A 12,501-nucleotide genomic window follows, 5' to 3' on the forward strand; every position below is an offset into this window, starting at 1 on the left:
GGGCCCGCGCAGCTGGCATGGAGGGACGGGCGAATGACTGCGGAGGCGCTTCGGGACTGCCCCGACGAGGAGGAGATCGACCTCGGCCGGCTCCTGGCCGAACTCTGGGCCGGCCGGTTCCGGATCGCGGCCGTCACGGCGGCGGCGGGGCTCCTGGCGCTGGCCCATCTGGCGAACACGCCGCCCGTCTTCCGGGCCGAGGCGCTTTTGCAGCTCGAGGAGAAGGGGGCAGCGCAGGCCCTGCCGAAGGGTCTCTCCGACCTGACCGGGACGGAGCCGCAGCTTGCCACGGAGATCGAGATCCTGCGCTCGCATCGCGTGCTGGGCGCCGCGGTGGCGGCCGCCCGGCTCGACCGACAGGCGGTGCCGCTGCGCGCACCCGTGCTGGGTCCGGCCCTGGCGGCTGGACGGCTTCCGTTGCCCGATCTCGGGGCCCCGCGCGCCTATGACCGGGGGGATGCCCGGATCCGGCTCGACATGCTCGAGGTGCCGCCCGAGTGGATCGGCGCGGAGATCCGGCTGACGGCGGCGGGGGAGGGGCATTTCACGCTCGTCCTGCCGGACGGCAGCGTCACGGAGGGAGAAGCGGGCGTTCCGGTCGCGCTGCCGGAACTCGGCTTCGGCCTGCGGATCGGCGCGCTCGAGGGGGCGCCGGGGCGGCAGTTCGTGCTCCGCCGGCAGGATGCGATCGACGCAGCCGATGCGCTCCGGGACCGGCTCGTGATTGCCGAGCGCGGACGGGGCTCCTCGATCTCGTGATCTTCGACACGCCTCCGGCGCTTGCGGTCACCGATCCGGCGGTGATCGGCCGCGCGGTGGGCGCGACGCTGGCCGTCCTGCGCCACGAGGTCACCGAGACCGAGGAGATCGACGTGATGCTCCAGCGGCTGCGGGGGGCCGGGGTGAGCCTTGCGGGCGTGGTGCTGAACGCCTACCGGCCGCGCCGGCGCCGGGACGCCTATGGTTATCGCTACGACCGTGCCGGCGCGCGGTGAATGGCACCTGCCTCCGATGATGGTGGAGGAGCGGACGGTCGCTCCGGCGCGGCGGCGCCATCAGGAAGGGGTCCGAGCGCGCGGGTGACACGCAGGTCCGGCGAAGAGGGGAATTGCCTCAGATCCGTCGCCTGAACTGAAAGTGCGGCGCAGCGCGCGACCTGATGTCATCCCTCATCGTCATGTCCCTTTCTCGACAAGGGGGGCAGTTCCTCATGTCGGCTGACAGGAGACGGTCCCGGCTGCTCATGCCGGGTGGCATGACGGCTGCGGGATCAGCCAGGGGACCTGCGGCGGCATGGGCCGGAGGCTGGTGCGCCGTTTGCAGGGAACTGGCTGGAGTGCGCGAGAGAAGACGAAATCCGAAGAGTTGCCTCTCCCATTCGCAATCCCTCAGGGGGTACGAGGACAAGCCTCTTCTCTCGCGCTTCCTCCGCCTGTCCGGCGGTGGATGAGGTGAATGTAGCGCCGAGGCCCCGTCGCCTCAATAACTATCTGCAATAACTCTCGAAATAGATCATCCCCATCCTTCCGTCACCCCTCCGGACCCCTCGGCGGCCGAACTCCCGGGGCCGGCGCGCCCGTCGCCCGGGAACCGCGACATGTGCCGGGTTCGGGATGACGGCCGCCCCGCCCGCGATACCTCGCGAAGCCCGTTCGTCCGGGATCTCGCCTGGGGCTACGGGGGGTCGCAGCCGGTGCCTCCCGGCCATCGCGGCGAACCTCCCCGATCGCCTCTCCTCCCGCGCAGAGGGGGTGGGAAACGGCTTCGGGCCGCTCCTGACTGGGTCAGGCGGATCTGCGATGCCGCCAGCGATGGAGGCTTCGCTTGATCCTCCGGAGGGCGAGGTAGGAGAGAAGAAGTCCGAGCGGGACGTGGAAGAGAACCAGGCTCGTGTCGGTGTGCAGCCAGAGCGGCAATGCCGCTTCCGCGAAGGTGTAGAGCAGGCCCACGAAGAGCAGGGCCAGAAATGCGGCGGCGGGGAGGTCGCTCCACCGCAGGTTTGCGGCCTCTCCTTCGGCCATCTCCGCCTGTGTGGGCCTGTGGTAGGCCCTGTCCACGGCTCTCGGGATCACGCGGTAGGCCTCCTTCATCTCGCCGTCTTCCAGAACCTGGCGCAGCGCTTCGAACAACCGGGCCCGGACGTCGGCAAACTCCACCTTGAGAAACAGGATGGGTCGGGACACCGAGCGGAACTGCAACTCGATGCCGGTTTCCTCCCGGGCCCTGGCCCTGGCGCGCGCATTCTCCACGGAGGCCGCAAGGCCGCCGCCGATGGCTTCCGCGGCGCCGGTCAGGCCGACATGACGGGTTCCGCCTGACAGGAAGCGGCCGGCTTCCATCACCTGCTCCCTTGCTCCCAGGAAATCCGACAGCGGCATGTCCTCATGCGCCCAGCCTGACCTTTCCCTCTGAAGGACGTTCTTCTCGAAGATCAGCAGCCGCCTGCGGTCGATGTCGATGGCAATGCCGAAGTCGTCGTTGAAATAGACCAGGTCATTCGTCCTGAAATCGTCGATGAACATGCAGGAATTCCTTGCAAATCGGTCGCGACATCAGGATTGCCCGACAGCCTTTCCGGATCAAGGGCGGGCTCATTCGCCGGATGGTCACTGCCTTTACGCCTGATGGCGCCTCGTTTCCGCCTTTCTGGCGTCCGGCATCGCAGGCCTGACCGCAGCTGACAGGAGGGTGCGCCCGCAGGCGCGCGCGGCCCTGGCTTGCGCGTCCGGGCATCGGCGGACAATCCGGTCAGCTGCCTGCCATCGGGGCGGCTTCGGCTCGTCCGGGCATCGGCCGGAGGATCCGGTCCGCCCGCACGGATCCTCCCTCTTCCCCGAGACGCCTGTCCCGATCCCGCCAGGGCGGGTGCAGGATTGCGCCGGGTCGGCCGGGGGCGTCACGCCGCCCGGTCACGCGTCTCCTCCGCGAGGGCCTCGCGGAGCGCCGTTTCGGGGAAGCGGCGGCTCGTGCCCCGGGCGATGGAGCAGGCGAGGACCGGGAGGGGCTGGCCGCGATCGAGGGCGAGGGCCCGGAATCGCTCGCCCTCCGAGGTGAACTCGAGCCCGAGGATGTCCTGCGGCAGGGGAGGCTCGGCCGAGGCTGCGGGCGGGGCCGGCGACCCCTCCGGCGGGATCCACTCCGCCACGACGAAGGTCAGGGCCTTGCCGCCGCGGCGGGCGCGCAGCACGCGATCGCCACAGGGGCGGTCGCAGTACTGGCTCAGGTAGCGTCCGATGCTCTTCGAGGAGAGCCGTTCGGATCGCTGGGTGAGGCCGGCGATCAGGTCGGCGAGAGGGCCGGCAGGGCTGGCCTCCACCCCCTCGTAAAGATCCCGTGCCGAGAAGGGGAGCGCCCCGAAGGGCTCCCGGAGGGCGCAGAGGAGGTCGTGGAGATGGATCGTGTCGTCGGTCTCGCGCAGCGCACGCACCGTTCCCGGCACCGGGTCGGCGAAGTGCCCGCCCGAGAGCGCCTCGGCATGACGCAGGGTGGTGCGGACGAGCCGGTCCCAGGCGGTGAAGGAGGCGAAGCGGAAGGGGGGCTGCGGCAGATCCGCCGCCAGGGCCGCGCGCAGGAGGGCCAGCGCCGCGCAGACGATGTCCTTGTGCATCTTGAGCGCGAGCTCCTTCGGGCAGAAGTCGAAGCGCCTTTCGCCGGGCTGTTCGGCCCGGGCATCGAGGCGCCAGCGCAGCGCCCGGCGCTGCAGTTCGCCGTCGAGCGCGATGTTGGTGCCGGTGGCGCCGACGAGGATCCGGGTGGGAAGGCCGTCGCGCAGGATGTTGGCGCCGAGCAGCCGGTCCGACCAGGCCTCGGAGGTCAGGAAGGCGCTCAGCGGCGCCGAGGACAGGGTGCCGGTGCAGTTGTCGAAGAGGAGGCTTCCCTCGGATCCGAGCGCGGCGCTGGTCAGGAGCTTGCGCATTTCTGCGGGATCGCTCTCCGGCATCGGCGCACTGACGCTGACTGCCCGCCCGGCCCCGATGCTGGCCACCGTCTCCATCGCGGAGGTCTTGCCGGTTCCCATGACCGGGGCGTCGCTCACGAGCATCGGCGCGGTCCGCAGGACCGGCCGCAGGATGGCCGTCAGGATCCCTGCGAGAAGGGCGCCGCGCGAGGCGGCATCGACGAGGGGATACTGCCGGAACGGGGTCCAGATGACGTCGAGCGCCGCCCGGGCCTCCTCCTCGGAGAGGGTCTCGGGGATCGCCGGCCAGTCCTCGGCTTCGAAATCGAGATAGAGTCCTTCCGCGGCATGATAGCCCGGCCGGTCGAGGAGCCTGCCCTCGGCGTTCAGGATCGGGCGGTCGAGGACGGCGGTGAGCGGATTGAGCCTGCGCTGCGTGCCGAGGCTCAGGATCTGCCGCAGCAGGCGCACGGGCGGATCGATCGGTTTCAGCTGACCCCGGGGGTCCGGCTTCAGGAAGCGCAGGTCGCCGAGCATGAGCTCGAGCATGTGTTCGTCGATGACCTGCAGCCGGCCGGCATGGACGGTGACGAGGGCGCTGCCATAATCGAAGAAGCGGCCGTCGGCCCGCATGCAGGCGAGAACGGCTTCGGTCGCCTTCCGCATCTGGCCGGCATGGACTTCGATGATCTGGAGGGCGGCCTCGAGCCGGTAGGTCGCCCCGCCATGCGCCATCGAATGCAGGACCGGCGTCCGGCCATCGAGAAACAGGCATCCCACGGCGGCCTGGCCATTGTAGTCGGGCTCGACCGGATCGAGGGTGATCGCGCGGTGATAGCCGATGCGATCGGCGAGGACCGCCGCGACCGGGACCGGCGAGAACTTCGGTTCGCCGGAGCGCTTCACGAAGAGGACGAGATCGGGGCCGAGGATGTGCTTCTCGACCGCCCGGATCAGCGCCTCCTCCTCCTCGCGGGCGACGGGATCCGCCCCGAGCCTGCGCAGCAGGGCCGGACGCTCCGTCGCAAGCCAGGTCTCGCGCGCCTCCTCCGCGGCCTGCCGGGCCTGGGCGCGGGCATGCTCCTGCGCCGCCTTGACCAGTTCCTCCGTGGCCGCATCGGGGTCGGGCAGCGTCGCCCGGCTGTCCCAGGCGTCCGCACCTTCCGGATTGACCAGCACCGGATGGCCGCGGCGCTGCTCGAGCCCCGGCCCGCAGATGGCTCCTGCCGCGAAGACGATGCGGTTCGGCTGCCAGACCGAGGTGTCGACGGGGCAGCGCAGGAGCCGGTTGCCGTTGCGCGCCACAAGGACATGACCATGGCCCGCGAGCCAGAGCCGGAGGGCGATGACCATCCCCACCCGCGGGATGTCGCGGGCATCGAGCAGCGGAATGTGGAGATGGAGGCCGCGGGATCCGGTCAGGTCTTCCCCCGTATCGGTGCGGCAGATGTGCGAGGAGGAGGAGGGGAGCGCGATGATCTTCACGCCCCGGAGGTCGGGCACCGCCTCGTAGAGCAGCTCGAGCAGCTCCTCGCGCGTGAGGCAGCGGCCATCGGGCAGCCCGTCGTGGTCGATGAGCAGGAAGCCCCCGGCGGCCGCATAGTGGAAGCCCTCGGTGGTGCGGGCGATGGAGCCCGGGCGGCCCTGGGTCAGCATCATCTTGCGGGTGACGATCCGCGTGGCGGCCTCGTCGCAGGGCACGCCGAGGACGAGGGACTGCGCCGTGGTCAGGCCCGCGAGCACCGGAATGAGATCTTCGGGACGCTCGAGCGTGATCGTCTCGATGCGGCCCCGGATCAGGGCGGCGCAGGTGGTCTTCCTGAGCTTGCCCTCCTCGCGCTCGAACCGTTTTGCCTGTTCGGCCGGCTGGGTCGCCGTCAGTCTCGTCAGCTGGAACATCTCGTCCTCGGTGGTTGCGATTGTCCACCGGACGCTCCTCGGGATCCGGAAACGCTTCGCCCCTGTCAGTGACGGGACAGAGAGGCTTGATTTGCGGGAGCAGATGTGCTGGGCGCGCGCCGCGCGGGGCTGAAAGCCGGTTTGCCGCTTTGAAATCCGCTCCTTTTCTTCTCGGGACGTTGTCGAAGAGAACAGAAACCAGGGGAAGACAAACCGGTAAACCGGCAAAGCGCATGGCTCCGGGGGGACCGGGGGAGACGGATCTCCCGGATCGGGTCCCTCCTGGGAGGGGGCGCCCATCCTTCTCGTTGGTGCCACCGCCATTGCCCGGAACGTGTCGCAGAAGGCCGCGCCGACGCGCTCGCGCGGATCGGTCGTGGATACGGAAGGCAGCACGGGGACGTCCTCAGCTCATTCACGTGGGGCGTCAAGGAAGGATCGAGAACGGTTGCGTGCGACCGCTGCGCAGAGACTTGGAAGCGATGCAGCTCCTGCGATCCCGGTACGGGCTTTCCTGGCCGATGGCCTTTGCGGCATGGCCGATCCGGACTGCATTCCACCAGTGCGGCGACCTGTCGCTCCTCTCCCGCAGGGGCCTGTCTTGATCCGGCTGTGCCTGCTCCTCACCTTCCCCGAACCGGTCCCTGCCTGACCGCCTGACTTGTGCCGCACAGGCTGCGGCAGACGACAGAACGACCGATATCCGGAGATTTTCATGAGTAGTTTCCGTACACTTACCGCCTGCCTTTTCGCTCCCTGCATCGCCTCGTTCGCCACCGGTGCTCAGGCCGGGGAGGAATGGTTCCACGCCACCGCCCCGATGGCCCAGTTCGAAGGCGGCTATGGCGACCACGACGCCGACTTCGGCATCGGTTACGGCTGCTCGACCATCGGCAGCTCCCTCGACATCGACCTCAAGGGCAACCACGTCGGCACCGGAACGGGCCGGATCACGATCGATGGCACGGTCCTCACCGATGCCCCGATCACCTTCGATGCAACCCGCGGCACCACGCGCATGGCCTTCCACTCCTCCTGGAAGGATAGCCCTGCCCAGCGTGCTGCCTATGACCGCGTGATCGCCGCCATCGCTTCGGGTCGAGCCATGTCCGTCCGCTTCGGCGATGGCACCGACGTCCCGGTTCCGCTGAAGAATTCCTCCGCCATCACGTCCTGCCTCGTCCGCTGAGGCGCGCCACCGTTTCGGCCATTTCCTCTCTGGCCGAAACGGGACGCACCTCGTGGCGTCTTTCCCCAAGTCTCACCGGCGGAATTGGAAGCGGTGCTTGCCGGCAATGCTGCAGTCATTCCGCAAGGCCGGAAACCGGCGCGGGGCGCTGTGGACGATCGAGGCCCGTTCATGGCGGTTGCTGGACAGACGCGCGGGCAACCTTGCGCCCGGGTGATGTGAAGCTCTCGAAAGCCTGCCGTTGCCTTCGTCAGAAGAGAGGCCATATTGATACCATCGCAACCTTTCTCGGGAGGAGGCCTTCATGGCGCCATCTGCACGCGAGACGCATGATGCAGGCTCCGGGAGGCAGGCGAGGAGCGCGGCGTCCCTGAGCCCGGTCCAGGAGCAGTTCATTCGGCAAAGCGAGGACTGGATCCACCGTATCGTGGCCGAGATGCCGGAAGCCGTCATGCACCAGGCGATGTCGGACGATTTCCCGAGTTTCGAGGTTGCCGACCTTGCTTCGGGGGTTCCTCTCGATCAGGCGGCGCACAAGGCGCTTCTCCTGCGCTACATGCGTGAAGTTCACCGGCTCGTGCGTGCGATGCCCGCGGATCTGCTTGTGTCGACACTGGCCGCTCCGTCGGATTTCGGCGCGCTCGTCCGTGCGCTGAGCGATCCGCGCACGGCGGAAGCCTCCCGGGAAGTGGATCCGATGGCTGGCGCGGTCGGTCGGTCCATCGAGCATCAGCGCCGCCTGACATCAATGGCCGGCGAGATGCTCACGAGTTCACAGGTGGAGGACCTGCTCGGCATCCGGCGCCAGGCCATCGACAAGCGCCGCTCTGCCAGCAGGATCCTCGCGCTCAGGAGGGCTTCCGACTGGCTCTATCCGGCCTTTCAGTTCGCCCGCGGCGCTGTTCTTCCGGGCATCGAGGCGGTGCTGCAGGCCCATGGCGACACCGACCCCTGGGTCATTCTCGACATGCTGCTGGCCCCGGATGACGCTCTCGGCGGCCGCACGTTGCTGCAGTGCATCGAGGAAGGGGACGCGGCGGCTGTTGCACGCCACATTGCCCAGGCGGAGGGCAACGGCTTCGCATGAGCACGACCCCTCGTGGCCCGACCGGTGAGGCTCCGCTCCCGCCGGCCGACCTCGCCTTGCGTCGCCTGCCCATCACGGAGATCGGATCGGACGCGGATCTGTTTCGGGTTCATCGTTCCGGTCTCGATCCTGTCTTCTACGGCCCGGGGGCCGGCCTGCCTCCGGTCTACCGCTTCGACAGCCCAGGCGGCCGGTTCGGCGTTCTCTACCTGGCGCCAGGACCGGATGCGGCCCTGGTCGAAACCCTGCTGCGGCAGCCGCAGCGTCTGACGGTCGACTATCGGGAGATCGCAGTCCGGAGCCTGTCGATCCTGAGGGCAAACCGGCCGCTCCGGCTCGTCGCCGCCCAAGGAGCAAACCTCTCGCGCCTGGGCACGACCGCGGCCTTGGCCACCGGCCCTTACGACCCCTGCGGTGCCTGGGCGGATGCGCTCTTCGACCATCCCGAGACGCCTGACGGGCTGCTCTTCTCCTCCCGCCACAATCCCGACGAGACCTGCATCGCTCTCTTCGAGCGCAAGGACATCGTCCTGACCCGGCAGAAGAGCATTCCCCTGCCTGACATGCTCGCGGATGTCGGGCGCCTGCTCGACCGGCACGGCAAGTCCGTGTTCGGAGCCCCCTAGCCGCCGCACCATTCTCTCCAGGAGTTCGACAGCCATGCGGCTCCTTCTCGGCAGCAGGTCCCTGCCTTCTGCATCCCGCTTTCGCCGGTTTGCCGCTTTGCCGCTTTGAAAGCTCCTCCGATTTCTTCTCGAGACGTTGTCGAAAAGAACGGAAACCAGGGAAAGACAAACCGCCAAACCGGCAAAGCGCATGGCCCGGAGGGGGGCGGAGGGGCCGACCCCCGGCCTGCGGCCCTCCCCGGCAGCGGATCCCTGCCTTCTGCACCCCCGCTTTTCGCCGGTTTACCGGTTTGCGCGGTTTGAATCTGCTCTGAATTTTTCCGAGACGTTCTCGAAGAGAACAGAAAACCAAGGGAAGACAAACCGGCAAACCGGCAAAGCGCATGGCCCGAGGGGCGGAGGGGCCGACCCCGGCCTGCGGCCCTTCCCCCCCGGCAGCAGGTCTCTGCCGTGGAGCCCCATCCGCCGGTTTACCGGTTTGCGCGGTTTGAATCTGCTCTGAATTTTTTCGAAGACGTTGTCGAAGAGAACAGAAACCAGGGAAAGACAAACCGGCAAACCGGCAAACCGCATGGCCGAGGGGGGACCGGGGGAGACGGATCCCCGGGTCGGGTCCCTCACTGGGAGGGGGCGCCCATCCTTCTGCAGGGATCCCGCCCTGCCGGTTTGACCGCTATGTCCGGTCTCGCCCGGGACGAGGACGGCCGCGATGGAAGAGACCAGAAGAGGGATGCAGGGCGACAGGCCGCCGAAGCCCCGCTCCCCGGCGGGCGGGTCGATCCGCCACGCCTTTCCCGGTGCCTCTTCCACCGAACGGCGGCTCCTGATGATGAAGGGCCATGGCGGCGGGCGGCCCTCCGCCTTGGAAGGATCCGGCGCCACGGCGGGACGGGACGCGCCGGAGGCCGGTGGATGTCCGGGCGCCCTGCTGTCGGGGACCGCCGCCCTCGGGGACGGGCTGTCGGATGCGCTCCTGTTGCTCCTGAACGCGCTTCATGTCGGGGAACCCGAACAGGGGGCGACCTCCCTCGTCCTGGGCCTGAAGGACGGGTTGCTGCCCTCCGGGGCGCTTCTTGGCGCCATCAGCCAGCTGCCGCGGATCCGCACCCTGAGCCGGACCCTGATGCCGGACGGGACGGTTTCGAGCCACAGCAATCCGCCCAACGCCAGGCCTGTCGCACGGAGCAGCCTGCGCGGCATCGTCCTGCTGCTGCAGGTCGAGCGGTGCGGGCTCGCGGCCCGTGGCCAGGCCCGGGACGATCTCGTCCGTGCATGCATCGGATCGGCCCGCCACCTCACCCATTATGAGACCCCCGCCAAGACCGTCCAGGCCTACCGCGCCCGGCTGAAGGGGGCGGGCCTCTTCGAGAGCGCCGCGGGAACCCGCGCCTTCATCGCCTCGGTCCTGGCCGCCATGGCCGGACCCGGCCTCGACCGGATGCTGGCCCGCCCCGAGGCTCCGGACCAGATCCGGGCCTTCCGCGCGGCGGCGGAGGCCCGTCACGGGCTGCTCGACGACCGCCTGCCCGAGGGTCTCGTCCGCGACGCCCTCTGCAGCCTCTTCGATTTCTCGCACCACAGCGACGCCCAGATCTCCCGCACGATCCGGGCGCTGGCCGGAGTCGAGCGCCATCCCATGCCGGATCTCGGCATCCTGCCGAAGCTGACGGCGGACCTCCTGCCCGAGAGCCTCCTGTCGGGTCCCTCGCTTCCCCTGCCCGGCGGATCGCGGAGCGGGGCCCGCGGCCGGTGAGCGGAAGGTTTCTCCTTATCCCGATCGACAGATGGCTCTCGCGGCCATCAGTCATCGGAGTTGTCCGGATGTACCCGGAAAATGCGGAGGCGGCAGCTTAATCTGTTGCGATGCGCGGACCTCGGTTACGATCATCTTCGATGGGTCGACATCTTTCACGGAGGGGTTTCATGGCCGACGACGATGCACTCGACGCACTCCGCAAACATAACGAACAGCTTGGGCAGTTGTTTTCCTCCGAGGGCCGAGCCCAGCTGGACCGCCTTGTGTTGCTTGAACTTGCGGTTCACGCCTATACGAACGGCAGACTGTCTGAATACAAGTCTCTGCGGGACCGCAACGAAGATCAGTTCAGGGGGCGCATCGCCGATAGGCTCCAAACCGAGTTGCAGGGGCTTGATGAAGGAGATGCTAACCGGCTTGCCGCTGATGTCGCGGCATTTCTTGATGTTCCAGACGCCGTGAAGAATGTGGGCAAGAAGATTGGCTCGGTTGCGAATTCTTACCTCAAGAAGAAGGCAGGCGGCTTTCTCGGCGGAGCGGATGATGACGACGATGCCGATGACTGATGCGCACTTGTGGCGGCCGGTCGCGACAGGAAGGCCGAGAGCGCGAAGCCTGGTGCGGGAGCCTCGGTAGGCGGCCGCTCATCGCCCTGGTTGCTGCGGCGCAGGCAGGTCCGAGCATGGGTCCGATGCCAGCTTGCTCATCGGGACGGGACCCGCGCATGCGAGAGGCGCGGGCGGGAGGCTGCGGCCATCCGCTGTCAGAGGAAGAAGTCGCTTGCCTGGAGGCTCATGGGATCGTCGAGGAAGATCTGGAGGTCGGCGCGTCCGTCGCCGTTGACGTCGCCCTGGATCAGGGTTCCGCCGTCGTGGCGGAGGGAGCGCAGCTCGCCCGCCTCGCCGCTGAAGGCGGCACGACCGATGAAGGTGAAGGCCTGGTTGCCCCGGACACCCGTGTCGGCGTCGATGGCGGCAAGGTTGATGTGATCGGTGCCCCGCGCAAGGTCGGTGATCGTGTCGCGGGTGGAACGGCCGCCACAGCTGGCACGCAGGCTTTCGAAGACGAGGACGTCGGCCCCGCTGCCGCCGGTGAGATGGTCGGCGCCGAGGTTTCCGCTGAGGCGATCGTTGCCGCTTCCCCCGCTCAGCAGGTCGTGCAGGCCATGGGCGGGACTGGTTGCCCCATGTCCACCGCCTGTGCCCCGACATTGCCTGGGAGGACGTGCTTCGGATCATCAACGGCGTTCTGCCCGAAGCGTGGCGCTGGACGCAGAGCCGCCTCCTGCGCGCAGTGAACGCTCATGTCCGCGATGGCTTTCTGCCCGCAACGGTATTGGCCCGCGCCGGGCGAAAGCATCGAAGCTGTCCGCTCATGCAAAGGGGTTCACAATCCGCAGCCTGTCTTCCACAAGCAGGCCATCCTGCATGTCCTCGCTCCACAGCGTGGTACAACCCGCAACCAGGGCGCTGGCCACGATCATCGCGTCGTAGATCGAGAAGCCGTAACGTTCCGCCAAGGCGCGGCCGACGTCATGGGTCTGCAGGGTCAGGTCTTCGACGGGACACAATGCGCGCACGCCCTCGAGAAACGCCTCCGTCTCCTCCCAACTGAGGCCGGCTTTGCGGCGGCAGTTCACGAGCGTCTCGTTCAAGACCTGAATGCTGATCCGGGGCCCCTGCTCCAGGATGACCTCGGCTCGATCTGCCTTCGATCCGTTGTCAAGTAGATAGAGGACGACATTCGTGTCGGCGAACTCAGCGCTCATGCGTGTCGTCGCGGCTCAGGCGTTCTGCAGAGGACAGCTTGCCCCGGAAGCGGCGCAGATGTGCAAGCACCTCATCGGCACGAGCCAGACGACGGAGTCTGACCTGGCCGTCGTCCTTGACCAGGTCGATCTGATCGCCTTCCTTGAGGCCGAGCTCCCGGACAAGCTCCGCGGGCAAACGGACGGCGAGGGAATTGCCCCATTTTGCGACCTGCATCCCGACCTCCTGCGTGGATACACTTTCGATAATGTATATCAGCAAGGTCGAGAAGGCAAGC

General features: G+C 68.0%; 12 protein-coding genes and 1 pseudogene. 8 read left to right on the top strand and 5 right to left on the bottom strand.

Annotated features, from left to right (window positions below; translation table 11 throughout):
- Both ACTVZP_RS20525 and ACTVZP_RS20530 read left to right on the top strand, forming a co-directional pair.
- Nucleotides 1-759: Wzz/FepE/Etk N-terminal domain-containing protein (locus ACTVZP_RS20525; RefSeq protein WP_443214017.1), on the top strand; the 759-nt coding region annotated here is incomplete at its 5' end.
- A complete protein-coding gene (locus ACTVZP_RS20530) occupies nt 756-995 on the top strand; it encodes a hypothetical protein (RefSeq protein WP_443214018.1) in 240 nt (79 codons plus the stop codon). The genes ACTVZP_RS20525 and ACTVZP_RS20530, both read left to right, overlap by 4 nt.
- 789 nt (nt 996-1,784) lie before the next feature.
- On the opposite strand, the gene ACTVZP_RS20535 is transcribed toward ACTVZP_RS20530, so the two are convergent.
- Both ACTVZP_RS20535 and ACTVZP_RS20540 read right to left on the bottom strand, forming a co-directional pair.
- The gene (locus tag ACTVZP_RS20535) at nt 1,785-2,522 is read right to left on the bottom strand and encodes a hypothetical protein (RefSeq protein ID WP_443214019.1); all 738 of its coding nucleotides are present in this window, start codon (nt 2,520-2,522) and stop codon (nt 1,785-1,787) included.
- A 374-nt stretch (nt 2,523-2,896) separates the two neighbouring features.
- Complete coding sequence (locus tag ACTVZP_RS20540) at nt 2,897-5,797, bottom strand: DNA primase small subunit domain-containing protein (protein ID WP_443214020.1); 2,901 nt, start codon at nt 5,795-5,797, stop codon at nt 2,897-2,899.
- Nucleotides 5,798-6,512: 715 nt separating this feature from the next.
- On the opposite strand from ACTVZP_RS20540, the gene ACTVZP_RS20545 reads away from it, so the two are divergent.
- The 5 genes from ACTVZP_RS20545 (at nt 6,513) to ACTVZP_RS20565 (ending at nt 11,021) form a co-directional block, all read left to right on the top strand.
- The gene (locus ACTVZP_RS20545) at nt 6,513-6,986 is read left to right on the top strand and encodes a hypothetical protein (protein ID WP_443214021.1); all 474 of its coding nucleotides are present in this window, start codon (nt 6,513-6,515) and stop codon (nt 6,984-6,986) included.
- A gap of 304 nt (nt 6,987-7,290) precedes the next feature.
- Nucleotides 7,291-8,073 carry a hypothetical protein gene (locus ACTVZP_RS20550; protein ID WP_443214022.1) on the top strand — a complete coding sequence of 261 codons (783 nt, stop codon included), beginning with the start codon at nt 7,291-7,293 and terminating at the stop codon, nt 8,071-8,073.
- Entirely contained in the window at nt 8,070-8,699 is a 630-nt protein-coding gene (locus ACTVZP_RS20555; RefSeq protein WP_443214023.1) for an RES family NAD+ phosphorylase, read from the top strand. The genes ACTVZP_RS20550 and ACTVZP_RS20555 overlap by 4 nt, the downstream gene beginning before the upstream one ends.
- Nucleotides 8,700-9,408: 709 nt before the next feature.
- Entirely contained in the window at nt 9,409-10,452 is a 1,044-nt protein-coding gene (locus ACTVZP_RS20560; protein ID WP_443214024.1) for a hypothetical protein, read from the top strand.
- Between the two features lie 170 nt (nt 10,453-10,622).
- Nucleotides 10,623-11,021 (top strand): hypothetical protein, encoded by a 399-nt coding sequence (locus ACTVZP_RS20565; protein ID WP_443214025.1) that lies wholly within the window; start codon nt 10,623-10,625, stop codon nt 11,019-11,021.
- A 197-nt stretch (nt 11,022-11,218) separates the two neighbouring features.
- On the opposite strand, the gene ACTVZP_RS20570 is transcribed toward ACTVZP_RS20565, so the two are convergent.
- Nucleotides 11,219-11,617, bottom strand: a complete 399-nt coding sequence (locus tag ACTVZP_RS20570) for a M10 family metallopeptidase C-terminal domain-containing protein (RefSeq protein ID WP_443214042.1) — start codon at nt 11,615-11,617, stop codon at nt 11,219-11,221.
- 8 nt (nt 11,618-11,625) lie between these two features.
- Here ACTVZP_RS20570 and ACTVZP_RS20575 point away from each other — a divergent pair.
- Nucleotides 11,626-11,811: pseudogene (locus tag ACTVZP_RS20575) on the top strand (recombinase family protein); the annotation flags it as partial.
- A gap of 16 nt (nt 11,812-11,827) precedes the next feature.
- On the opposite strand, the gene ACTVZP_RS20580 reads toward ACTVZP_RS20575, so the two are convergent.
- Both ACTVZP_RS20580 and ACTVZP_RS20585 read right to left on the bottom strand, forming a co-directional pair.
- Entirely contained in the window at nt 11,828-12,223 is a 396-nt protein-coding gene (locus ACTVZP_RS20580; RefSeq protein WP_443214026.1) for a PIN domain-containing protein, read from the bottom strand.
- Nucleotides 12,213-12,440: an AbrB/MazE/SpoVT family DNA-binding domain-containing protein gene (locus ACTVZP_RS20585; protein WP_443213351.1), complete on the bottom strand. Its 228-nt coding sequence runs from the start codon at nt 12,438-12,440 to the stop codon at nt 12,213-12,215. The genes ACTVZP_RS20580 and ACTVZP_RS20585 overlap by 11 nt, the downstream gene beginning before the upstream one ends.
- Nucleotides 12,441-12,501 lie beyond the last annotated feature (61 nt).

The organism is Rhodobacter sp. NSM, from assembly GCF_052244495.1.
Taxonomy (GTDB): domain Bacteria; phylum Pseudomonadota; class Alphaproteobacteria; order Rhodobacterales; family Rhodobacteraceae; genus Cereibacter_A.

Bases quoted from the DNA above. Each gene is read 5' to 3' on its own strand.
- ACTVZP_RS20535 (WP_443214019.1), bottom strand. From the start codon at position 2,522: ATGTTCATCGACGATTTCAGGACGAATGACCTGGTCTATTTCAACGAC.
- ACTVZP_RS20540 (WP_443214020.1), bottom strand. From the start codon at position 5,797: ATGTTCCAGCTGACGAGACTGACGGCGACCCAGCCGGCCGAACAGGCA.
- ACTVZP_RS20545 (WP_443214021.1), top strand. From the start codon at position 6,513: ATGAGTAGTTTCCGTACACTTACCGCCTGCCTTTTCGCTCCCTGCATC.
- ACTVZP_RS20550 (WP_443214022.1), top strand. From the start codon at position 7,291: ATGGCGCCATCTGCACGCGAGACGCATGATGCAGGCTCCGGGAGGCAG.
- ACTVZP_RS20555 (WP_443214023.1), top strand. From the start codon at position 8,070: ATGAGCACGACCCCTCGTGGCCCGACCGGTGAGGCTCCGCTCCCGCCG.
- ACTVZP_RS20560 (WP_443214024.1), top strand. From the start codon at position 9,409: ATGGAAGAGACCAGAAGAGGGATGCAGGGCGACAGGCCGCCGAAGCCC.
- ACTVZP_RS20565 (WP_443214025.1), top strand. From the start codon at position 10,623: ATGGCCGACGACGATGCACTCGACGCACTCCGCAAACATAACGAACAG.
- ACTVZP_RS20580 (WP_443214026.1), bottom strand. From the start codon at position 12,223: ATGAGCGCTGAGTTCGCCGACACGAATGTCGTCCTCTATCTACTTGAC.
- ACTVZP_RS20585 (WP_443213351.1), bottom strand. From the start codon at position 12,440: ATGCAGGTCGCAAAATGGGGCAATTCCCTCGCCGTCCGTTTGCCCGCG.